The sequence below is a fragment of the Robertmurraya mangrovi genome (assembly GCF_034427655.1).
Taxonomy (GTDB): Bacteria; Bacillota; Bacilli; order Bacillales; family Cytobacillaceae; genus Robertmurraya_A; species Robertmurraya_A mangrovi.
Genome location: NZ_JAXOFX010000003.1, coordinates 308,368 through 329,664, shown reverse-complemented (window position 1 = coordinate 329,664; position 21,297 = coordinate 308,368). Strand labels below are relative to the sequence as shown.

General features: G+C 34.6%; 24 protein-coding genes and 1 pseudogene. 4 read left to right on the top strand and 21 right to left on the bottom strand.

Features of this window, described 5'->3' with window-relative positions; all coding sequences use genetic code 11:
• Positions 1 to 78: 78 nt before the first annotated feature.
• Positions 79 to 690, bottom strand: coding sequence for a nitroreductase family protein (locus tag SM124_RS07250; protein ID WP_322445834.1), 612 nt, complete (start codon positions 688 to 690; stop codon positions 79 to 81).
• A 237-nt stretch (positions 691 to 927) separates the two neighbouring features.
• Here SM124_RS07250 and SM124_RS07245 point away from each other — a divergent pair, with 237 nt between their 5' ends.
• Both SM124_RS07245 and SM124_RS07240 read left to right on the top strand, forming a co-directional pair.
• Positions 928 to 1,530: a CBO0543 family protein gene (locus tag SM124_RS07245; protein WP_322445833.1), complete on the top strand. Its 603-nt coding sequence runs from the start codon at positions 928 to 930 to the stop codon at positions 1,528 to 1,530.
• A gap of 282 nt (positions 1,531 to 1,812) precedes the next feature.
• Positions 1,813 to 2,175, top strand: a complete 363-nt coding sequence (locus tag SM124_RS07240) for a hypothetical protein (protein WP_322445832.1) — start codon at positions 1,813 to 1,815, stop codon at positions 2,173 to 2,175.
• 125 nt (positions 2,176 to 2,300) lie between these two features.
• On the opposite strand, the gene SM124_RS07235 is transcribed toward SM124_RS07240, so the two are convergent.
• Entirely contained in the window at positions 2,301 to 3,089 is a 789-nt protein-coding gene (locus SM124_RS07235; RefSeq protein ID WP_322445831.1) for an NRDE family protein, read from the bottom strand.
• A 38-nt stretch (positions 3,090 to 3,127) separates the two neighbouring features.
• Positions 3,128 to 3,628 carry a GNAT family N-acetyltransferase gene (locus tag SM124_RS07230; protein WP_322445830.1) on the bottom strand — a complete coding sequence of 167 codons (501 nt, stop codon included), beginning with the start codon at positions 3,626 to 3,628 and terminating at the stop codon, positions 3,128 to 3,130.
• Positions 3,629 to 3,730: 102 nt separating this feature from the next.
• Between SM124_RS07230 and SM124_RS07225 the strand changes: the two genes are divergently transcribed.
• A complete protein-coding gene (locus SM124_RS07225; protein ID WP_322445829.1) occupies positions 3,731 to 4,738 on the top strand; it encodes a DUF3231 family protein in 1,008 nt (335 codons plus the stop codon).
• Positions 4,739 to 4,760: 22 nt separating this feature from the next.
• Here the strand turns inward: SM124_RS07225 and SM124_RS07220 are convergent, their stop codons facing one another.
• The 6 genes from SM124_RS07220 to SM124_RS07195 form a co-directional block, all read right to left on the bottom strand.
• Positions 4,761 to 5,285: a YfiT family bacillithiol transferase gene (locus tag SM124_RS07220; protein WP_322445828.1), complete on the bottom strand. Its 525-nt coding sequence runs from the start codon at positions 5,283 to 5,285 to the stop codon at positions 4,761 to 4,763.
• A 16-nt stretch (positions 5,286 to 5,301) separates the two neighbouring features.
• Positions 5,302 to 5,811 (bottom strand): GNAT family N-acetyltransferase, encoded by a 510-nt coding sequence (locus tag SM124_RS07215; protein ID WP_322445827.1) that lies wholly within the window; start codon positions 5,809 to 5,811, stop codon positions 5,302 to 5,304.
• Complete coding sequence (locus SM124_RS07210; RefSeq protein WP_322445826.1) at positions 5,798 to 6,232, bottom strand: VOC family protein; 435 nt, start codon at positions 6,230 to 6,232, stop codon at positions 5,798 to 5,800. Before SM124_RS07210 ends, SM124_RS07215 begins: the two co-directional genes overlap by 14 nt.
• An 80-nt stretch (positions 6,233 to 6,312) precedes the next feature.
• Positions 6,313 to 7,053: a DUF2161 domain-containing phosphodiesterase gene (locus tag SM124_RS07205; protein WP_322445825.1), complete on the bottom strand. Its 741-nt coding sequence runs from the start codon at positions 7,051 to 7,053 to the stop codon at positions 6,313 to 6,315.
• 134 nt (positions 7,054 to 7,187) lie between these two features.
• Positions 7,188 to 7,655, bottom strand: coding sequence for a DinB family protein (locus SM124_RS07200; protein WP_322445824.1), 468 nt, complete (start codon positions 7,653 to 7,655; stop codon positions 7,188 to 7,190).
• Between the two features lie 30 nt (positions 7,656 to 7,685).
• Positions 7,686 to 8,117, bottom strand: a complete 432-nt coding sequence (locus SM124_RS07195; protein WP_407691380.1) for a GNAT family N-acetyltransferase — start codon at positions 8,115 to 8,117, stop codon at positions 7,686 to 7,688.
• A gap of 329 nt (positions 8,118 to 8,446) precedes the next feature.
• Here SM124_RS07195 and SM124_RS07190 point away from each other — a divergent pair, with 329 nt between their 5' ends.
• A complete protein-coding gene (locus SM124_RS07190; protein ID WP_322445823.1) occupies positions 8,447 to 9,802 on the top strand; it encodes a S8 family peptidase in 1,356 nt (451 codons plus the stop codon).
• A 213-nt stretch (positions 9,803 to 10,015) separates the two neighbouring features.
• On the opposite strand, the gene SM124_RS07185 is transcribed toward SM124_RS07190, so the two are convergent.
• The 12 genes and pseudogenes from SM124_RS07185 to SM124_RS07130 form a co-directional block, all read right to left on the bottom strand.
• Positions 10,016 to 10,909 carry a carbohydrate kinase family protein gene (locus SM124_RS07185; protein WP_322445822.1) on the bottom strand — a complete coding sequence of 298 codons (894 nt, stop codon included), beginning with the start codon at positions 10,907 to 10,909 and terminating at the stop codon, positions 10,016 to 10,018.
• A gap of 72 nt (positions 10,910 to 10,981) precedes the next feature.
• Complete coding sequence (locus SM124_RS07180) at positions 10,982 to 12,340, bottom strand: protease complex subunit PrcB family protein (protein WP_322445821.1); 1,359 nt, start codon at positions 12,338 to 12,340, stop codon at positions 10,982 to 10,984.
• A 187-nt stretch (positions 12,341 to 12,527) separates the two neighbouring features.
• Positions 12,528 to 13,517, bottom strand: a pseudogene (locus SM124_RS07175) (Gfo/Idh/MocA family protein).
• 99 nt (positions 13,518 to 13,616) lie between these two features.
• Complete coding sequence (locus SM124_RS07170) at positions 13,617 to 14,873, bottom strand: GNAT family N-acetyltransferase (protein ID WP_322445820.1); 1,257 nt, start codon at positions 14,871 to 14,873, stop codon at positions 13,617 to 13,619.
• Positions 14,874 to 14,895: 22 nt separating this feature from the next.
• Positions 14,896 to 15,771, bottom strand: coding sequence for a GNAT family N-acetyltransferase (locus SM124_RS07165; RefSeq protein ID WP_322445819.1), 876 nt, complete (start codon positions 15,769 to 15,771; stop codon positions 14,896 to 14,898).
• A 198-nt stretch (positions 15,772 to 15,969) separates the two neighbouring features.
• On the bottom strand, positions 15,970 to 16,446 hold the full coding sequence (locus SM124_RS07160) for a GNAT family N-acetyltransferase (RefSeq protein ID WP_322445818.1): 477 nt from the start codon (positions 16,444 to 16,446) through the stop codon (positions 15,970 to 15,972).
• 76 nt (positions 16,447 to 16,522) lie between these two features.
• Complete coding sequence (locus SM124_RS07155; protein WP_322445817.1) at positions 16,523 to 17,131, bottom strand: TetR/AcrR family transcriptional regulator; 609 nt, start codon at positions 17,129 to 17,131, stop codon at positions 16,523 to 16,525.
• 19 nt (positions 17,132 to 17,150) lie between these two features.
• Positions 17,151 to 17,762, bottom strand: a complete 612-nt coding sequence (locus SM124_RS07150; protein WP_322445816.1) for a TetR/AcrR family transcriptional regulator — start codon at positions 17,760 to 17,762, stop codon at positions 17,151 to 17,153.
• A 39-nt stretch (positions 17,763 to 17,801) separates the two neighbouring features.
• The gene (locus SM124_RS07145; RefSeq protein ID WP_322445815.1) at positions 17,802 to 19,583 is read right to left on the bottom strand and encodes a M3 family metallopeptidase; all 1,782 of its coding nucleotides are present in this window, start codon (positions 19,581 to 19,583) and stop codon (positions 17,802 to 17,804) included.
• A gap of 172 nt (positions 19,584 to 19,755) precedes the next feature.
• The gene (gene lepB / locus SM124_RS07140) at positions 19,756 to 20,292 is read right to left on the bottom strand and encodes a signal peptidase I (protein WP_322445814.1); all 537 of its coding nucleotides are present in this window, start codon (positions 20,290 to 20,292) and stop codon (positions 19,756 to 19,758) included.
• 20 nt (positions 20,293 to 20,312) lie between these two features.
• Positions 20,313 to 20,525 carry a hypothetical protein gene (locus SM124_RS07135; protein WP_322445813.1) on the bottom strand — a complete coding sequence of 71 codons (213 nt, stop codon included), beginning with the start codon at positions 20,523 to 20,525 and terminating at the stop codon, positions 20,313 to 20,315.
• A gap of 197 nt (positions 20,526 to 20,722) precedes the next feature.
• Positions 20,723 to 21,256, bottom strand: coding sequence for an RNA polymerase sigma factor (locus tag SM124_RS07130; RefSeq protein ID WP_322445812.1), 534 nt, complete (start codon positions 21,254 to 21,256; stop codon positions 20,723 to 20,725).
• Between the last annotated feature and the right edge of the window lie 41 nt (positions 21,257 to 21,297).

Here is a 21,297-nt window from a genome sequence, read left to right as displayed (position 1 = left end):
ACTATTTTGTTTACTGGCTGTAAATACAAAAAATCCCAGTACCTAGTCTAGTACTGAGATTTATATTTATATTTATATTTAAAATGTTTCTCTTACAACTGTGTCCTCTATTGAAAAACGTTCCGTTGGATGTGCTGGAGATTCAGCATAACCAATGGACATCATTAAAACAGGTATATATCTATCAGGAATGTTTAACTCCTTAATTAACGCTTCAGAGTTAAAACCTCCCATTGGACATGTATCTAAATCAAATGCTTTAGCCGCAAGCATGAGTTGCATGGTTGCATAGGAAGAATTTTTAATTGCTTCAAGCATTCCTGTATCTTCCAGTTTATAAGCATTTTCAATGTTGCGGGTTAGTGCTTCTCTTACATGTTCAGGTGCGTTTTCGTAGATCTTCAGAGCATTTTTATTGGCTTCTAGATCACCTAGTACAATAATGACTGCTGAAGCATCCGCCACTTGTTGCTGATTATAGGAAATAGGCAGTAATCTTTCCTTTCTAGCTTCATCCTCAACTACAATAAACTTCCAATGTTGAAGATTCCATGAAGAAGGTGCCGTTCCTGCAGCGCTTAATATTTGATCCAAAGTTTCCTTTGGTATTCTCAATCCCTTTTTATATTTACGAACACTACTTCTTTCCTTCATAACGTCTACTATATTTTTTTCCATAACTTGAACCATGCTTGTACCTCCTAGGTGTGTTCTTTTATAGTATCTGAAATTCTCCTATTCATATACAATATCTCGAATTCAAACTAAATTGTATTAGAGTAATGTTCACCAGTCAAACGATTAGCTTTAACCTAAAAATAGTGTCGCTTGGTAATACTTTATTTTAAATACATATCGCGTTAATTGTTCGTGAATGATTTTTCAAAAATCCCACATTCTAATAATAAGTAGAGGATGTGTTTTTCAATGGGGTTTTTAACGGTTATAGAATTAATTACAAACCACATACATTATGTAGCCAATATTTCCTATCATGAAGTAATAGAGGCTGAGGAAAACTTCTACCATTTACTAAAAAGCTATTGGAAAGAGCATGTTTTTTTAACAGCTAGATGGTGGTTTTTGTTAGGGCTCGCGGGAATTCCAGCGGCAATATGGTGGAAACTTGTTGATAAGAAAATAGTTATTGAGATTACAGCCTATGGACTTTTCTACGGTGTAGCGGCAATAATATTAGATTCAATTGGAACGTCATTACTTTTATGGACTTATCCAGTTATAATTTCTCCTAATTTATTCCCCCAAATTTATCCATACGACGTTGGCGTAATTATCGTACCTTTTATGCTTATTTATCAAAAGTGGGGAAAGACGATTAAGTCATTTTGGAAAGCTAGTGGTATTTTGTCATTAAGTATAGCCTATATTGCAGAGCCATTTATGATTTGGATCGATGTTTATAAACCTTTTACGTGGAAGCACATATATTCTTTCCCTATTTATTGGCTATTAGCTATCCTTTGTTGGTATATTCTAAATTACTTTAAGTATTTGGAACAAAATCGTTAAAGGCAACTTTCTCAGTTGCCTTACCTTACTTAGGTTGTCTGATTTTTTGAGTTTCAGCTATATTTTTGTATTCCTCTTCACTTATAACACCTAACAATTTGAGCAATACAGAATACTGAACAATCCTTTTATGAATTCTTTTCATGTTTATCACCTGCTTTCTTATAGTATATTTCAGCAAAACAAAAATGTTTCCTCTAGGAAACATTTTTATCTTAGTTAAATAAAGAACAAATAGAAATTTAAGCAACGTACAATATTAAAGTGTATAGGAGGAAGAATATGAACGGATATTTAAGTTCTTTTATGGAAAAAGCCAAAATGACATTTCAAGAGGCAACTGCATTTATTAAAGAGAAATTGAATGATTTAACGGGGACTCCCTCAGCTACGGTTCCACAAATTGCTGAATTTGTCATCAATCATGCTGATACCGACAAGACTTCAAAATCATTACTAGGATTAACATATCACTTTTATCACTTAAAACGCGGGGATATGTATTATTACCTCGAAATGAAAGATTCTGTTATTTTACAATTAGACCTTTCTATCAATGGCCATTCGATTGTATCTTATCGTTCATACAGGGATAAATTCAACTTAGATCAACCGATCGTGTTTTCTGAAAACCCCATTGAATAAGATAGCGGGTAGCGCCGGGATAAAAGAAATTGAAACACTGCCCTGCAAATTAGCTATCGCTTCCCTTAGAATATCCTTATGGAGCTAGACAGTGGTCTAACTCCAACTCTCCCCTAACCTGAAATTCATTTCAGGTTAGGGGGAGACACCTTTTTAGCATAATCAATAGTAAAACAAAAGTTTTGATTAGTCATGCTCAGCCTAGTATAGATTCTTTCAGAGAAGATTACTTCATTGTTAGTGAACTTAACAATGGTTGAACATCTAGTTCCATACGTTTCACTTTCAATAAATAATGGTGATAGTATTCTTTCCCATTCAAGTGACACTCCAGTTGAAGGGAGCAGTTCGTCAGGAGCCGGGTCAGATGTTTTAAGAAGCTGAAACAATGGCTCATCAGTATCCATCTCCCCCTTAATAATTTCACCTAGTTTTTCCCGGCCATATGTTACTTTTGGCCACTCGGTATTTATTAAATGATTACTTAACCCATATATCCCGGGAGTCAATTTGTGGAACATGGATTCTTGGTTAGAGTAATAATAAAGGTCCCTTCCATCGCTAACTACTAAATTATAGCCGGGATATAAATCCCTGGAGCGCGTTTTTTCCTTCACATAGCTATAAGCAGATTGTTTTCCTTTTAAGAAATCAGCCACAAGTTCTCCACGTGAACGCTTCCCCTCAACGACTTCGCTCGGGTTTCTATAATTCGTTAGTGCAGCAAATCGTCCTGATTTCGTCACTCCCAACCAGGTCCCTTGTTTTAATAGATCTTTTCCAGCTAATATATTCTGTTGATTTTCCCAAAAGTGAGCAGGTGCTGTTGGTCGATCGTAAAATTCATCACGGTTTGATGCAACGATTAGATCAAATTCTGGATGAATTTGATAGGCAAATAATATGAGACACATTAATATCACGGCCTTTAAATGAAATGTAATAGGGGAAATTACGTTAGATAGAGAACCATTAAATCTTCATCATAGTAAGTATTCCCCACTTTTAGAGCCTTTTTATCTTCCCCTATTATTTCAAACCCTAATGAAGCATATAAATTTTTCGCAGGTTCATTACTAGATACTACTGTTAAGTACAGTTGCTCTATATTTCTTATACATTTCGCCTGATTGATTGCTTCACTCATTAGTTTCCTTCCAACCCCTTTACCACGTCCCTCTTCACTTACGTACATCGCAAAGATATTTGCTCGATGCCTAATTTTGAGTTTATCTTCACAAACTAATGACACTACTCCAATAAGTTCGTTTTCTTTATAAGCGCCAAATGTATAGGAAAGAGTGGATTTTAACCGATTTTGATAAAACTCAACTGAGTTCCCTTTTTCCTCCTCAAAGCTTGATGAAAAGGCCTCAGGATTATTTCTTAGAGCTTCTAAACGAAGGATTCTATAATACTCTCCATCTTCAGGCTGTAATCTTTTAATATACACTTCTTTTCTCCTTCCTTTATTCCAGAATCATGATTTTTATCATAATTATAACAAAAAGTGAGAAGCTACAATTAATGAATTATTTTAGAGGACGGGTGTTTAATGAAGAATAAAGAAAAGATTCGCTTAACTGCAGCAGAGATGTCCACTTTATGGACTCAATACATTAATGATACCGTATCTATATGTGTAAATAGCCATTTCTTGGAGAAAGTGAAGGATGAAGAAGTTCGACCGGTCATCGAGTTTGCTTTAAATACATCTAAAGAAAATATTAAAATTTTACAGGATCTGTTTACTAATGAAAACTTCCCTGTTCCTATCGGATTCACGGAACAAGACGTTAATCCTTCAGCACCGAGACTATTTTCAGATACATTTGTATTGATGTACTTAAGAAATATGTCTATTCTAGCAATGGCAGCAAGTGGAATGGCATTAGGTGTGATTACACGTCCCGATGTAGTTACTTTTCATAAAAATGTTCTACAAAGCTCTGTTAGTCTACAGGATCAAACAAGAGAATTAATGTTAAAACAGGGTACGTATATAAGACCACCTTATATTTCTTTACCCGATCAAGTAGATTTTGTAGATAAGCAACCCTTTTTATTTGGCTTTATTGGGGAAAAGCGTCCTCTTACTTCCATCGAAATTACACATGTTTTTATCAACATCCAAACAAATGCCATTGGTAAGGCATTAATAACAGGATTCGGACAAATCGCTCAGAACAAGGAAGTAAAACAATTTTTACTTCGCGGAAAACAAATTGCTCAAAAACACGTCGACATTTTTAGTAAAATTTTAAAAGAAGAAGACTTGCCAGCTCCGATGCAATGGGATACTGCGATAACAGACACTACCGTTCCAATATTTTCAGATAAGCTGATTATGTTTCATATTTCAGCCATGATTGCTGCTGGAGTTGGTAACTATGGTGCGGCAATGGGGGCAAGTCCTAGAAAAGATCTAGGTTTAAAGTATGCGTCACTTATACCAGAGATCGCTTTATACGCTGAAGACGGTGCTAACATTATGATTAAGCACAGCTGGCTAGAAGAGCCTCCTCAAACGGATGATCGGAACAGCCTAATAAAAGGAGAGTAAAAAGCAGAGATTTCTCTGCTTTTTACTCTTTCCAACCTAATCTTTCCGCTAGAGTTGTTATATGTGCAATATGATGTCGACCGTGCCAAGAATACAAGCCTATACAAAAGGACAAAGGGATTAACCCTGATTCTGGATGGTTGAAAGTTCTATCAAGTTGATCTTTATTCAATGAACGGAGCATGGTAACTAGTCTGACATGAAGTGATTCCAATAGGGTTACGGAAATTTCAATAGGAAGATTAGAATCTTCTAACTCTGCCCATCTTTCCTCTTTATAAGGCTTAATGGTTGGTACGTCTTCTGTTAAGGCCAATTTTATACGAATATATGCATTCATATGACTGTCCACTATATGATGAACCACTTGGCGTACCGTCCATCCACCCGGTCTGTAAGGTGTATCTAGTTGGGTTTCATCTAATCCAGAAACTGCTTCTTTTAATTGAGACGGTGCGGCCTCAATATCCTTTATCCATTGCTGAATCATTTCATCCGTAATTTCTTCTTCCTGTTTAAACGTTCCTATAGGATATCGTAAGTCCATGGTTTAGTACTCCTTTTTATGATGATTTCCTTTGATACTTACAGTGACCGTCACTCGTTTGTCCGAGGAAGTCAAAGTGATTTTTGCGGTAGAATTCATTTAGCTTCGTGTTAGCTGCAATACAATCTAGTTTTAATATTTTTGTTTCAGCCACTTTATTTTTATAAATCCAAGTTAAAATGCTGCTGCCTATTCCCTTTTTCATATATAAAGGTAGTACTGCTAGTCTGTGTAAATAAATCGAATCAACAGAGTCTTCACCCCAGATATGCTGATCCCACTCACTTTGCTTTTCATATAAAGAAAACGTAGCTACCATTATTCCGTTATCTCTTACTATGTATGTATCTTTGTCCAGAATGGCTTGACGAATTTCCTCATCTTCTCCTCCAGCTAATAGGAAACCCCACTGATGAATGCCGTTCTCTTTTAGCCATCGTGCTACTTCTTTTAAAAGATTAATAACCTGTTCACATTCACTAACAGTTGCAAGCTCAATATTTAGCATTGAATTATTTGGATTCACTCGCAACACCATCTTCTAGGTACCTTTTTTTAAAGTCCGGACTCAATTCACTCCATACATCAAACTTATTCCCATCTAGATCATAGAATATAAAGTTATTCCCTGCATGGCCACGGTCTTCAATTTCACCAATTTTCACGCCTTTTTCACTTAAATCTTGATGTAGTTTCTCAAGTTCTGTAAGTCCATTTACTTCAAATGTTAAGGTAAATCGTTCATTTCCATAGCTATCTACGAAGTTACTATTTTGCTTTTCATTGACCTTTACTAAGAAAAAACTTTGGTTAGCTAAATCTAGAATGGCTTTATCGTTGTCCTCATAGTTTAAAACAGCATCAAGATTGCTTACATACCAATGAACCGCTTCTTTTATGTTTTTCACAGGCAGATAGGTAGTTCCTACGCGTAATAATTTAGACATATTAGCACCCCTTAAATTGATTTATCTATTACTTCTCTCTTTTTTCTAAAGTTTCCTTTATTTCATAAAAAAACAATCTTCTAGGAAGACTGTTCGTCATTTGCTTGATGGAGATTTTTATAGTACTCTACTAACTCGGGAAATTCTGATAGCTCTTCTTTCCCTTTTGTACTTAAACAATAAATTCCCCTCTGAACCTTATCAAACCAACCGTAGTGATTTTGATAGAGAATGGATAATGTTTTATCACCTGTGTTCATTTGTCGGAGCTTCTTCGGAGAAAGAGGCCCTAACTGATCTAAGATGGTAGCAATATGAATACAATTCTCTTTATAGGCGGTCATTATCTTAGTCTTATTACTTCCACCGATATTATAATCACCATTACGCCCCTCGATTTCAGCCAATATTTTTTCCCGTTTTTTCTTGTTCCGTTGCAAGCTCTTTGAACGCTCAAAAGGCTCGGGTGAAACACAAACCTCTACTGAAGGAGTCTTTCTTTTAAACGACACCATGATGAGCCCAATTTCAAGTCTTCTCGCTAAATGGCATATCTCATAGTATTTTTTTGAACTTAATCTCTTCGGTTTCGGGATACCAATGTAAACTAAGTCCGTTATCCGTTGCCTTTTCGTTGCTTGTATCAGGAGGTCAATATTTAAATTCTTCTTTAGTTCAATAATAATGAGCTCATCATTTTTCACGGCGGTCATATCACAGTGATTCACTTCTCCATGAACGATATAACCTAATTTTGTAAAATATTGTTGAATCGGTTTATATAAATCAACCTCGTATAGCTTATCTTGTTTGCTAGCCATTCTATTATCTCCTTACACTATACCAATGCCATATCTTCCTTTAATATTGCTCTTTTTATTGTAGCATAAGCTTATTGGCTAGTTGTAAAAAGGGTGATAGAAAAGATATATTACTCAAAAGAAAAGAGAATGTATTAATAGTAGGAGTTTAAAAATTCATCGATTTGCTCTTTATGTTTTAGATCGTGATTAATCAATCCGATAAAATATTCACTTATTGAAATATCCTTTTTGAGTGGGTATGGCCGTTTAAACGTGGCTAAAGGAAGCAATTCTATAAGTGAAACAAGACTTTTTCGAATTAAAATAAACTCACTAAGTAGATTTTCCTTACTTATACCCGATCTAGCATATTCGCTAGCACTTTTGTTTATAAGTTCTGAATCGAAAACCATGGCTGGAAAGCTTTCTTCTCTTAATAAAAATGGCAATCTATTTTCGATTAAAAATTGATCCCATGAAATAAAATGAGAGATTACATCTGCCGTTCCCCATGTTCCTTGATTAAAAGGTTTAAACCATACTTCATCAGGTATTGAATATAACTTCTTAGCCCATTCGGTCAATAACAGCTTTCTCTTTACTATCTGCTCTTTATCCATCTACTACCTCTCTTTTTCGTTCATTTTCTATTAAATTTTCATTAACAAAACATCTGTTTCATACTCTTTTTTGCAGAAATTTAGCTTATTTAAAATATCAGGATGAATATGTTCAAATTGGGTAATTTCAGAAAAACCATGTTTCGCATAGAAATTTTTTAATGGCTTAAAAGGAATGCAATAGATGTTAAAATACTTAATTTGCTGAGCTTGTTCAACCAAATGCTTTACAATGGAATCAGCAACTTTTTTACCTCTGAACTCTTCTAACGTATAGATTCCACCCATTTCTGCTGTATCCTCATTAATCTTTACCAGTCTTCCAACCCCTGCTCTTTCATTATCTATAGTAGCGATCACAACATATTCATTCTGTAAATCTGATAATAAAAAATCCGCTTTTTTATATTGTTCATTAATCCACTCTAAATCTGATGCAGAAGCTAACCGAATTTTTATCATTTAAATTCTCCTTTCAATTTCACTATTCCATTATAATCCATTTTACATTTTGTATTAATCCTGTACAAACCTAGTTTTTACAGAAAAAATTGGTATGTAATTATAACTGTTTTTTATCTGTTATTTTTAGGCTATTTCTGCTTTTACTATGCCCTACTCTCTCTCAAAAACGCTAGAATATTCCTAAAATTCAGTCACTATTTAACCTATTTTTAGTCCTTTTAGTACAAAATGGTTATTCTGCGACTAAATTCGGGCTTTTCCTTCCCTTATTGATAGTTACGGATTTTTGAATATAATGAAAATTAAATCAAATGAAGGGGGTACAAATGATGATAAAAAAAGGATTTGTGGCTGGAGCGCTATCAGTTGCATTAAGTGCAGCTGCCGTGTTTAGTAGCGGACCAATAGTGAGCCAAGCTAAAACGGTCGACCAAAAATACATAGTAGTTTTTAAAGATCAAGAAAAATTGCCTAGTGGATATGAGAGTCTTGTTAGTAAAGCAGGTGGACAAATTGAATACAAACTAGAGAAGCTGGGTGCTGTTGAGGTATCTTCAGAAAACCCAAATTTTTTAAATGAAATTAAAAAGTCTAGCCTAGTGAGTCAAGCAGGAGCTGAAAACAAACTGTATCCAGAAACACCTGCAATCGAAGAAGCATTAACAGCCGAAGAATTAGAAAGTGCTGGTGCTGATTTGTACCAGACTCTTCAATGGGATATTAAACAAGTGACGAATAACGGAGAATCTTGGAAACTACCAAACGGTACAGGTAAACCTTCTTCCGGTGATGATATTGTTGTCGCTGTTATTGACACAGGAATCGACTACAATCACCCAGATCTAAAAGAAAACTATGCTTATGGAAAATCTTTTGTTCCTGGCTACCCTGATCCAATGGACCAAAACAGCCATGGTACCCACGTGGCAGGTTCTATTGCAGCAAAAGGCAGAACGATGGGTGTTGGCCCTGACTTAAAAGTGGCGGCTTATCGTGTATTTGGACCAACTGGAGGAGCTTCAACTGCACATATCGCTGACGCCTTAATGACGGCAGCTGATGATAATGTAGATGTTGTTAACATGTCTCTTGGTGGTTACGACTGGTACCAAGACCCTGCTTATGCTACAAAGGATATTGTTGCAGATGTTTTACTATTTAACCGAGCAATTCAGTACGCCATTAAAAAAGGGGTTACCGTTGTAGGTTCTGCTGGTAATAACGGTGTGGATTTAAAGAGTCCTGGACAATTATCTGGGGATGATAAAGGTGCTACACATAGAAGCCCTAGTAATCAAGGGTTAATCCGTGTATCTGCTGGCGGTCAAATGAAGAATCTAGCATTCTATTCAAACTATGGTGTAGGTAAAATTGATGTAATGGCTCCAGGTGGAGATTTAGGACCAAATTATAACCCTGCAACTGGTACTGGGAGAGATAACACTTACCTATGCTTAGCTACTATTCCTGGTGGCGGCTATGGTTATAAAGCAGGTACATCAATGGCTGCTCCAAAAGTAGCAGCTCTAGCTGGGATTATCATTGCTAAGCACGGAAAAGATAACATCTCTCCTGCTCAAGTAAAACACATAATTCAAGCATCTTCAGAAGATGTGTTCAAAAATGGTTATGATGCAGAAGCTGGTCATGGTTTAATCAATGCAGTAAATGCACTAAAATGATTTTTTGGGAGAAGTACAATTCACCGGTTGGTTGTGGGTTGTACTTCTTTTTTGTGATTCGCAAAAAAATCCTGATTTTCGCAAAATTAATTTGATTTTCGCAAAATTATCGAGAGTTTCGCAAAATTATCGAGAGTTTCGCAAGAATATCTTAGTTTTAGCAAGATTATTTCAATTTCCGCAAAAAAAGGTAAACTAACCTAAACCGACCTGTTACAATACGTCCCTCTTAATCAATTCTGCATCCAAATATTCCTTCGTTAAGCCCTCAAAAAATAGTTTTTGAGAATGTACGGTTAAACCTCCTAAAACAGATGCTATTACTAAGGAAGTGCGCACATCTTGTTGTTCTGCGAGACCGTGGAATAACCCTACTAAAAATGCATCCCCTGCTCCGTTCGTATCAACCACTTCATATGGAAAGCTCGGTGTCTCAATCCAAATAGAATCTTTTAATAATGTGGTTGACCCTAATGAACCATGTGTACAAATAACCATCTCTTTTCCATCATCTAATAAATCCAGCATGACTTTTTTATAATCGGTTATATTCTCGGAACTAAATTGAATCACGTCGGCTACTGAGATGAATTCATCATAGTAGTTGGATTCAGGGTTGTAATCATGCAAATCTACCCAAACTGGTTTATCATATTTCACGATGTAAGGGATGAACTCCTTGCAATATGGTATGATGTTTAAAAAAATCACATCACTTTCTGCTATTGAAACTTCTAACTTATTAAAATCAAATGGTGCCTGATCCGGGTCCGCATTGAGAAAGATTGAAAGCCTTTCTCCTGCTTTTTTCATGAAATTGACATGTCTCGTCGTACCCTTAGGATTGATTGAATACTCTAAATGAACATGATTTTCTTCTAACTCATCTTTAATTGATTTCCCGTACGTATCACTTCCAATGGTGGCAAATAAAGTAACATCGTAACCTAACCGACTTAATGTTAAGGCCTTGCCTGCTCCCGTTGATCCAATTCCTTCAAAGAATGAGTTAACAGAGTGGATTGTTTGTGCTTTTGGTTCTGGAAAATCATTAACATCTACCATTAAGTTATAAGATACTCCTCCTAAAACTAACACCTTTTTCATAATTGGTCCTCCTACGTATTCCTCTTTTCATAATGAAAAGACTTAGCCCAAAACCTACTAAGTCCCTTTAACTTATCTTTTCTCAAGTTTAACCTTAACATTTGAATAATATAATGTAGTTTTTCCTTCAAAACCTGAGTCTGTTCCGAAAAATACCCAGAGCTCACCTTTACTATTCGTCTTTACTTTCATAGGTGTAGTCAATTGAAGTTTTTTCTTCTCGTAAGATTCACCTGTCTCTGAAAGTTTGGCAATATCTCCAATGACCATCCCGTTTGTACCAGAGGTTGCTTGCTCCCCTTTGTTAATATTCATTCTCCAATCATTTCCTAATTTAGTAGGCTTAGGCTCCACATTTGATGCCCCTGCTTTAACATGTACACCCTCTCCTGGTGATCCACCTACCCCTACTAACCCAGGGTCGACATTCGTGTAAAATTCCACTTCCATATTCAAGTTATACGTCGTGTTTGGTTGTAATCCATCACTCTTCCCTAACTTTTTCTTAGCAAACATAAATAAGTCGTCACTTCGATTCATTCCACTAAGTAAAAGTCCTTTTCTCAAAACTTCTCCTTTAACAGGGATTGAATGTAAGCCGAACTGTAGTTCATATTGTTCCTTTTCATAATTTACTGGTAAATCAGCAAAGTCTCCTACCCAACCATTTAATTCTTTTGTAAAATCATAACTTAGCTCTATATTCTTCTCTTTACTTTTCACCTCAAAAGGTATGTACTTTTTAGTTCCTTTTCCATTATTAAAATATAATAGATAGGAAGCTCCTTTTTCATAAGGTGTAGTCGGAGTTACAAGAATTCTCTTCTTGTTTTTCTTATCAATTTCTACCTTCACAGGGTGTCTTTTCTTCTCGTCCCCTAGCTTTTCTACATAAATCTTATATTTTTTAAGAGTTGATTTTTTTAAGCTTTTTTTCTCTGTAAATGTCCAAACTTTTGAGGTATTTGTCGTGATGGTTGTTTTGGCAAAATGTATAGGGCTTTGTTCCTTACTAAATATGTCATTTGTTGCACTGTCAAGGACCGTTAAAGTAGTATATGGTGGCAAATTTAATCTACCTATAACGTATGGATAGACAATGGCATCGGTGTATACATATCCAGGCTCAGGATGCGTCGATTTAACATAGACTTTTAACTGTTCAAAAATTTGTTCTTGTTTATCCAGTATTAAATCATAACCGGAGTTTGGTTGTGGACCGAGGGCAATCACATACAGTGATCCATATTGATACACCCCTTTTTGTTGTTTTGCTAATTGAACAAATTCTTTCTCAACTTCCGATAGATTCGTTTCGTCTACGCTTTCAAATTGATGTGTTCCCTCATGATTAGAGGCGAATACTGCAGTTCCACTCATTCCGGAAAAAAACAAGAAAATAACAAGTAAAGGTAATAACGCTTTCTTCATAAAAAATCTCCTTTCAAATGGTTCACTCCATTAGACGTACATTTTTTCCATAAGTTACATGTTCTATATTTTTTAACCATTCATTTAAAATTAAACAATTATGTATCTGTTTATGAGTTTGATAAAATTAAAGCTGAATAACAAATAAAATCTCCCCTCTCTGTATATTTGAGAGGGGAGATTTTATTTATTGGTGTTGGTCACTCGGGTAAATGATCCCCATTTGTTTTCGAGCTTCCTCCATTATTTTCATTGTAATCATTGAATGATTGAAGGAATTTATTTTCGATTCGGTTTCACCCTTTTTTATTAATTCAATAAATTCTTTTGCTTCTTAGTACATAGAATCTACATTTTGTTCGACTGTAATATCTTCTTTATTACCATTTCGGTAGTTTATTTCAACCTTTTCAGGGGTATGTATCTTATCTATGATGATACTACCTTCCTCCCCTTGGATTTCAGAGGGTAAGTAAGAGTTAGATATTTTTGAAAACATCACAGTAGCGGTTTTATCATTATACTTTAATACGATACTCCCCTCGCCATCTACAGCCGATTCCAGTAACACTCCTGTAGCTTTAACTTCTTTTGGTTCACCAAATAATACAACAAGCGGGTAAATACAGTAGATTCCTATATCCATTAGGGAACCGTTTGAGAACTCTGGTTTAAATGCATTCAAGATAGTCCCTTGTTTATATGCATCATATCTGGATGAATATTGACAATAGCTAGCGAAATATTTCCTGACCTTACCTATTTTGTTCATGTTCTCTTGAATGGTTTTAAAGTTTGGTAATAAGGTTGATTTTAAAGCTTCCATTAAAAGAACTCCGTTTTTCTTTGCCTCTTGAATCATCATTGAAAGTTCGTATGTATTAGAAGCTATCGGTTTTTCACATAAGACATGTTTCTTATGTCTCAAAAATAGGATGGCTTGTTCTGCATGCATGGAATTTGGACTGGCAATATAAACGGCATCAATCTCATCACTATTTGCCATTTGCTCTAGATTGGTATAAGCATTGTTAACCCCATATTTTTTAGCAAATTCATCCGCTTTTTCCTGTGAGCGAGAATACACGGAGTTTAATTTAAAATCATCTATCTTATTTGCAGCCTCTAAAAATGCATCTGTAATCCAGTTAGTACCAATCACACCAAAACGAATCAATATAATTCCTCCTTTACTTTCTAGTTTATTTTACATATTATTTCATTCTTAATACAATTGCCTAAAGAAAAGAACCCTCCGTAAAGAGAGTTCCTCCAATTAGAATGCTGTGATACATAATGGTTTTTGTAGCGTTGAAAATAACTCATCCACTTGTGATACTTTTTCTTCTAGATTTACTACTACTCGGCCATATTGATATAATTTTTGAAATTGAACAGCACCCATTAGTAGAGACGATAAGTCGGAAATATCAATTGAAATTTTCACATCTGCACTTTTTTCCTGTGATATCGATGCTTTTCCATCATTAAAATCGATGACGACTTTTCTACTTTGCTCTTCTATAAAACTATCAATAATGTCTATTTCTAAAGTAAACGTTTCTTGGTTAAAACGGTATTCACCTAACTGTTTGATAAATTTCTCGATATTAATAATTCGATACATGATCCCTACTCCGGCACTGTTGCTTTCATGATAGACACTAGGAATGAGACGATTGGATCCATTTCTTGGGTCAGCAATGAAAAATTCAATATCATCATCTTGTGTGGTCAGCTCAATACGAGCAATTTGGTCGTTTTGACTCTGAAGAAACGTTGATAACTTGGATAAAGCTAGTGGATTTTGATAAATCATTTCGTTGATTACCATATTATTATGGACAAAATTGGTTTCACTCATCTTTTTAAAAGAAAACAACAAATATCCTTCTAGTTTATCTCCGTTAAGATAACCAACCAACTTTTTATTAGGATTCTTGAACATAACCTCTACATCATGATTGCTTTTTAACATCATTCCATGGGTGGAAAGAGCATATTGATTATAGCACTCTTTCACTAGCTCTTTGTGTGTTTCGTTTAGGAATACAAGTCCCTCTTTGTTCACTCTTGACGGAAAACTCGATGGTTTAATAAAGTATTGATTAATTTTCGTTCCATATCCAAAGCCCATTTTTTTATAAAAATCAGGTCTGAATGGATAAAGAGCGACAATCGATACATCTCGACTGATAAAATGTTGAATGAAGTAATGAATTAGGTCTTTTGCTACTTTTTCCTTTTTATGTAACAAATCGACCGCCACTAAACCTACTCCACCTACTTCAATGATCTTAGAGTATAAGTTCATTTCAAAATAATGAATTCTCATACCTCCAACAAGCTTTTCACCCCTAAATATTCCATAAAATTCGATTGACTTCTCGTTTTCTTGAAGTGTTTTCAACATAGTGGAAAATCGTTCTTTAAAGTCTGGAGTATTCTGCATCGTTCCTGGATACGCATTAATGGCTATGTCAACGAACGAAGGAATTTCGGTTTCCTCTAATTTTCTAACATGATGATTCATAAATATAGCCTCCTCTCTTAAACTACATTTCTTTGATCATATATACTTGATTTGCAAACGGTGTAAAACCTAATTGATCAAGTAGCTTATATGTTAACGCACTACGTTTTTTCGGTAGGTTAGGAATGACTCTTCTTATTTCATCTTGGACGGGTTTGAATACATTCTGAAGCAATAGATGGATGATTGTCACCTGGTCATCATGATTTGGAATTGCCTCACACTGGAACAAGATTGTTCCTACATGCTTACCTTGTGGGTCAAATGTATGCTTAAAATAAGCGTAACCAACCTCTACATCTTCCTTATCCTTAACAAGCAACGCTTCTCCTTCCTTAGCCGCTTGCCAGTGCGTTTGCCAAGGATTCATTCCTTTATAAAAGGATAGAGAGCCGATTTGTTGTGGATTAGCACGCTCAATCAAATAATCTTCATTAGGAGTTTCTTCTAGAGTTAAATGTCCTTTATGTTCCAGATATACTAAGTCATCTACGACCTCATAACCTATCTTTTTATATAAGGCAATTGCTCTTGTATTTTCACTAATGGCTTCTAATGTCGCAAAATCCACGCCTTCTTCTTTATAAATCTTTAACGTTTCTTCCATAAGGATCAGTCCAATTCCTTGTTTCCTAAGTCCGGATGCTACCCCTGTACCACCATTCCAGCCGACTTTTTTCCCATCTATGTTGCGAATACCATTTTTGACAATTCCAACCGGCTCGTTATCTTTAAAAGCCACGATGGATAAATTGGGTGACAGACCTTCCGATACTATACGGTTGATGAAATTTTCAGGAGTGGTCGTCGCATCAAAATAATACCCTTCAAACCCTACATTCCACGCTTTTACGCCCTGTTCGATCGTACAATCCTTTAATCGTTTCACTTCGATCATAAGAACACGTCCCTCTTTTAAAATATCAATTGCGTCATTTCATTGTTTATTATTTTAAGATTCTGATAGTTTAATTTAAGGATTATTTTTTTAAAAATGACCATCCAGTTTTGATAATTACTCATTCAACTATAATTTTAAGGCTATTGCTTTTCCATATAGGTTTAAATTTATCACTCTGAATTACTTAATAAATCGTTAAAGATTCACACCTGATTTAATAAAGTAATCCATCACAAGTTCGTCTTCTAGCTTTTCATCCGTTTCAACAAAGCCAATTCTTTTATAGAAGTCAATTGCTCCCTGATTTTCAGAAACAACCGATAATCGAACTCTACTGCAATTAGGATGCTGATTAATAATCATTTCAATAATCTTTAACATAGCTTGTTTACCATAGCCATTACCTTGGAATTGCTCCCCAATCATGAATCTTGGTACCCAATGACGATCATAGTCTTCATTGTCAGGCACATATTCAACGGCTGCAACTCCTACTACTGTATCTCCATCACATATGGCATATGGAGTAAATTGCGGATCAACATAGGCCCAAGCAATAGTGGCTAGATTTCTAGCAACAAACTGTTTTTGATCCTCTGAAACTTCTAATTTTGCACAAGCTCTAATATTGTCTTGTGTAATAGGTTTAATTTCAATATTATATGTTTTCATAAATTAATTCCCCCATGTCTGTATCAATTAAATAAACTGGCTGGTCATTTTATTATATACAAGTTTTTACTTTTATTCAATTATTGGCTAAATTCTTAATAAAAACATCTCTTTGTTCAATCACTAATTTTTCATACGGGAAGTTTGGAAACACCAATTTAGTTTCAATTGCTCCGTCAAAAAATGCCCAGAACATTTCGGCATATACATCTGCATCATGTGTTTGCTTTAACTCGCCATTTTGTATTCCTTCACTTATCACTTTTGAAATAATACCAAGTCTTTTAAGTCGTCTTTCCTCCAATAGCTTAAGCATTTGTTCTTTTCTAGTAGAATAAAGCTGTAATTCGAAATGAACTAAAAATGAGTTTAATTTATAGGAGTCAAACTGACCATTCAAATATTCAATAAATAAAGATGACAGCTTTTCCCTCGCTGTTGTGTATTTTGCTAAAATGAGGTTTATCTCTTCAAAAAATTCATCAGTATATTTATACATTAACTCGATATAAATTTCTTCCTTACTCTTAAAAAGCTTATAAATAGATCCTTTACTGACACTAGAATGCAGTACGATATCATCCATGGTGGCTGCATCATACCCCTTTGAAGCAAAACATTCTAAGGCACTAATCAAAACTTTATTTCTCTGTTCTTGCTTATGTTCATTTTTTGCAAAGGACATAATGGCCTCCCGTCAATTCCTATTTATGTTTGATTTCTTCCAAATACATTTCCTTCATTTCACTTAATACGTCATAGTAAGGGAAATCCTTATATATCGTTTGTAATGAAACACCATCCAATATTAACCAAAACTTATGGGCATACACTTGTGTATCAATGTTAGGATTGATTTCCCCTACCTCTTGTCCTTTTTCCAATGTTTCTTTAATGAGATTCACTAAAAAATTACCTCGATCTGTTATAAGTTCCAGTAGCCTTTTAGACCTTGTACAATGAAATGTAAATTCGTAAAACACGACATTTTGCCCTGCTCTTTTTGGTTCAAATGGGTCTAAAGTTAAAAACACATCAAATAGAAAACTTATTTTACTGTATGACGATCGAAGTTTAGAGAAATTCTTTGTTATGTCTATTTTATCGTTTTCGGTAGCTCTATTTAATAATTCAAGATAAATATCATCTTTGCTGACAAAGTAGTTATAAATGGACCCTTTACTTATACCTGAATGTGCCCCAATTTCATTGATGGTTGTGGTTGAAAACCCTTTTTGAGCGAAACACTCAAGAGCACTGTTCAGAATTTTTGATTTCATTTTTTCTTTATATTCTTCGGATACAATCGGTGCCATGAATCAATTCACTTCCATACTGCTAAATTTATGTCTCATTTATTTCGTTATTTCTAAAAACTCTTCTATTTGCTGTTTAATCAATTGAATCGATTTTTCCCAGAAGACCGGTTTTGTTAAGTCGATTCCTAAGTGTTTTTCTGACAATTCCTCGACTGAGTATATCCCAGTATCTTTAAGCAATTCTATATATTTTTTCTCAAAATTAGGATCCGTCTTTGACATTTCAAATAATCCATTACTGAATAAGAATCCAAAGGTATATACAAAATTATAAAAAGGTTGATCGATATAATAAAAGTGAGGAGTATGTAACCAGAAGAACTCTTGATAATGTTCTAGACAATCACTAAATACTTCTTTTTGAAAGGCTACGATTAATGATTTAAGCTCCTCGGCAGATAAATATTTTCCTGCCTTTTTTCTATTATACATTTCTAATTCAAAGTGAAAGTGAAACTGGACATATAATAGATATAAGACGGCTGTATTGATCTTTTCTTCTATGTTCGAAAGCCTTTGTTCTACCGGAATGCCTTCAGTAGATTCAGTGACAATTAATTCATTAAACGTCGACGCTGTTTCAGCCAAACTCATAGGATACTTTTGACAAAATGAAGGTTGGTCAAACAGAACGGTAGCATGAAAAGTATGTCCAAGTTCATGTGCTAAAACAGTGACATCATTAAACTCACTGTTGTAGTTTACAAATAGTCTCGATTCTTGACTAATGGGAAAGGCAAATGCCATACCGCCTTGTCTCTTATTAGGACGAATCTCTGAGTCTATCCACCGGTTGTCATAAGAATCTTTAACAAATTGTGATAATACTGGGAAGGAATGTTCATATGCTTTATGTGATATGAATTCAATTGCATCTTTTATGCTGTATTTCTTCGTTTCCTCGGCCGAGCTAATCGGATAAAAGAGATCAAAATAACTTAATTTTTCAACACCTAACAGTTTCGCCTTTCGTTGAAAATATGCTTGGAACATTTGGTTATTATCTTTTATTGTATCCCACATGGCCTTAAGGGTTGTTTCTGACATTTTGTTTAAGGTTAATGTTTCTTTCAGAACAGAGTCCCATCCTCTTTGTTTATACAGCTTAGTTCTAAAACCTGCTAAATGATTTAGGATGGAGGCAAATAAATCCTCATTTTCATTCAGTGTTCTTACCCTTGCTTCATGAGCAGCTAATCTTATACTACGTTTAGAATTTGAGTTATACTTAGCAAGCTCACCAAATGTAACTACCCCTTCTTTTCCATCAACGGTAATCGTAAATTTCAATTTATTTATAGACTGTTGGTAAAGAGCTTCCCATGATCTATAACCATCAATCGACAATTCATCAATTAAGTTTTCCATTTCGGGGTGTAAAGTATCACTCAACCTCTCCTTTTGCTTTAAAAAATAAAAATACAAAGGAGAAGAAAGTTCTTCCTTCATTTTCTCCCAGATCGAACCATCCATCCCATTCAATGTTTGATAAAATAACCGTTCTAACTGAGAAAATTCTCTACTCAAATCCGAAAGTTGATAATCTAGTTGCTTAGCTGCCTCATCACTTGAATCTTGTGAAGTTAAAGATAAGGTGAATTCTTTTAGTTCCTCCAACCTTTTTGTTACATCATCCATATGTAAAATCAAATGCTTAATACTTTCCCAATCTTTTTCACTCGGGATTTTGAGATTATCTATTAACTCATTCACTTTTTCCTTCAAGCATTGGAAAAATTCAATAATCTCAGGAGAATCTCCTTTTCCTTTATATAAGGAATCTAATGTCCATTTTTCTGTGTTATTAGTAGTTTTCATACCTTATCCCTCCTTAAATTCCAAAATTTGATTACCTAAACTGACCGTATAGTTTATTTATAACCCTTTTCTCATAGACTTTCAACCTTAATAATTAATAATATTGTTGTATCGTTAACATGAAAAAAGGGTCAGTCCCTCTTAAATTGGCTAAAGAGGGACTGACCTATTATCAATTGGTTATTCTCATGCTTTTGAATGGATAAATAACTAATTCACTCGTTCCCCAGATATTACTCTTATGAATAAATCCGAGCCCATTTCGACTATCCAAGCTAAATAATCTATTATCACCCATAACAAAATAATGATTTTTCGGAACTTTAATTGGGCCAAAGTCCCCTGTTAATCTACTATCTGTTTGATTAGCATATTCTATCAAACTATGTAAATAAGGCTCATGAACTACGTTACCATTAACATATAGTTGATCCTTAATCATTTCAATTTTTTCTCCAGGTAGTCCAATCAATCTTTTTACGTATTTTTCTTTCGTCTTTTCATTGTACAGCACGACGATATCTCCTCTTTTTAGAGTGTCAGTATAGTCAGCTACCTTATTTATAAAAATGATTTCTCTATTATTTAGAGTAGGATTCATTGATGCTCCATCTACAATATACGGTGAGAAGAAAAAAATTAGAATGATTAGTCCTGCTCCAAATGTAAATAGAAATAATTTTTGTGGACCATCTAACCGTATGTTCATCTATAAATACCTCCTTTAAATTAAGAATATATTGAAGTTGTGTTAACTTCTAATATATGAAAAAACGTCAAACCTTGATAAAGGGCTAAAAATAAGAAAAAGCTTACAATGATTAAAGTTATAACAGAATATAGATTCTTTTTCCCCTTTATTAAACTAACTAGCAACCACCCTAAAAATAGGATTAATAATCCCATACCAACTATGGCAATTAACATGTAAACAACAAACATCGTATCACACCTTAGGTAAAAATAATTTATTGACCTTTATCCATTATAAAATCGATGTTAAATAACTATATTTACTATTTTAACATATAAAACCCATACATTTCTTTTTCCAGCCATATTATCAATTTATTACTGGCTGTATGAATGAATTTACGCCCAAATAGAAAAACCCCCACATTTGTGAGGGTCTTGTTCATTTATGCCAAATACTGTTCCGCTAACTCCATTTTCAACTGCTTTCTTGCCCTGTACACTTTTGTTTTAACCGTTCCTTCATTGATATGAAGCTTTGAAGCAATTTCTTTTTCTTTTAAGCCTTCTTTAATTTTTAGTAAAAATATGTTTTTAGCATCGGAGGAAAAACCATTGATTACACGTCCGATTTCCTCTTTTAGTAACGACACTTCTACCTCTTTTTCTACGTCTTGGTTAGCTATTAAATGAACATTTTTATCTTCAAGAACAGAACCTTCTAGCATGGTTTCATTTTTACGTTTTTCTTTCCTAACAAAATCAATGGCTGTTCTTGTTGCAATTGAAGATAACCAAGAACCCAGTTTTTCTACCTCTTTTACTGTATCCATTTTTTGATAGGCTTTTATTAGTGTCTCTTGAACAACATCTTGTGCTAAATAGTGGTCTCTTGTAATACAGAATGCCACTTGAAACAGACGCTTACTATACTTTTCACAAATATCATTCATATCAATGCTGTTGTGAATCTCGCTCATGGTTTGTTCCTCCTCTCCCTGATAAACATATCGCTTCACAC

Coding starts and splice junctions, on each gene's coding strand:
- SM124_RS07250 (WP_322445834.1), bottom strand. CDS start 690: ATGGTTCAAGTTATGGAAAAAAATATAGTAGACGTTATGAAGGAAAGA.
- SM124_RS07245 (WP_322445833.1), top strand. CDS start 928: ATGGGGTTTTTAACGGTTATAGAATTAATTACAAACCACATACATTAT.
- SM124_RS07240 (WP_322445832.1), top strand. CDS start 1,813: ATGAACGGATATTTAAGTTCTTTTATGGAAAAAGCCAAAATGACATTT.
- SM124_RS07235 (WP_322445831.1), bottom strand. CDS start 3,089: ATGTGTCTCATATTATTTGCCTATCAAATTCATCCAGAATTTGATCTA.
- SM124_RS07225 (WP_322445829.1), top strand. CDS start 3,731: ATGAAGAATAAAGAAAAGATTCGCTTAACTGCAGCAGAGATGTCCACT.
- SM124_RS07220 (WP_322445828.1), bottom strand. CDS start 5,285: ATGGACTTACGATATCCTATAGGAACGTTTAAACAGGAAGAAGAAATT.
- SM124_RS07210 (WP_322445826.1), bottom strand. CDS start 6,232: ATGTCTAAATTATTACGCGTAGGAACTACCTATCTGCCTGTGAAAAAC.
- SM124_RS07205 (WP_322445825.1), bottom strand. CDS start 7,053: ATGGCTAGCAAACAAGATAAGCTATACGAGGTTGATTTATATAAACCG.
- SM124_RS07200 (WP_322445824.1), bottom strand. CDS start 7,655: ATGGATAAAGAGCAGATAGTAAAGAGAAAGCTGTTATTGACCGAATGG.
- SM124_RS07195 (WP_407691380.1), bottom strand. CDS start 8,117: ATGATAAAAATTCGGTTAGCTTCTGCATCAGATTTAGAGTGGATTAAT.
- SM124_RS07190 (WP_322445823.1), top strand. CDS start 8,447: ATGATGATAAAAAAAGGATTTGTGGCTGGAGCGCTATCAGTTGCATTA.
- SM124_RS07185 (WP_322445822.1), bottom strand. CDS start 10,909: ATGAAAAAGGTGTTAGTTTTAGGAGGAGTATCTTATAACTTAATGGTA.
- SM124_RS07180 (WP_322445821.1), bottom strand. CDS start 12,340: ATGAAGAAAGCGTTATTACCTTTACTTGTTATTTTCTTGTTTTTTTCC.
- SM124_RS07170 (WP_322445820.1), bottom strand. CDS start 14,873: ATGAATCATCATGTTAGAAAATTAGAGGAAACCGAAATTCCTTCGTTC.
- SM124_RS07165 (WP_322445819.1), bottom strand. CDS start 15,771: ATGATCGAAGTGAAACGATTAAAGGATTGTACGATCGAACAGGGCGTA.
- SM124_RS07160 (WP_322445818.1), bottom strand. CDS start 16,446: ATGAAAACATATAATATTGAAATTAAACCTATTACACAAGACAATATT.
- SM124_RS07155 (WP_322445817.1), bottom strand. CDS start 17,131: ATGTCCTTTGCAAAAAATGAACATAAGCAAGAACAGAGAAATAAAGTT.
- SM124_RS07150 (WP_322445816.1), bottom strand. CDS start 17,762: ATGGCACCGATTGTATCCGAAGAATATAAAGAAAAAATGAAATCAAAA.
- SM124_RS07145 (WP_322445815.1), bottom strand. CDS start 19,583: ATGAAAACTACTAATAACACAGAAAAATGGACATTAGATTCCTTATAT.
- lepB (WP_322445814.1), bottom strand. CDS start 20,292: ATGAACATACGGTTAGATGGTCCACAAAAATTATTTCTATTTACATTT.
- SM124_RS07135 (WP_322445813.1), bottom strand. CDS start 20,525: ATGTTTGTTGTTTACATGTTAATTGCCATAGTTGGTATGGGATTATTA.
- SM124_RS07130 (WP_322445812.1), bottom strand. CDS start 21,256: ATGAGCGAGATTCACAACAGCATTGATATGAATGATATTTGTGAAAAG.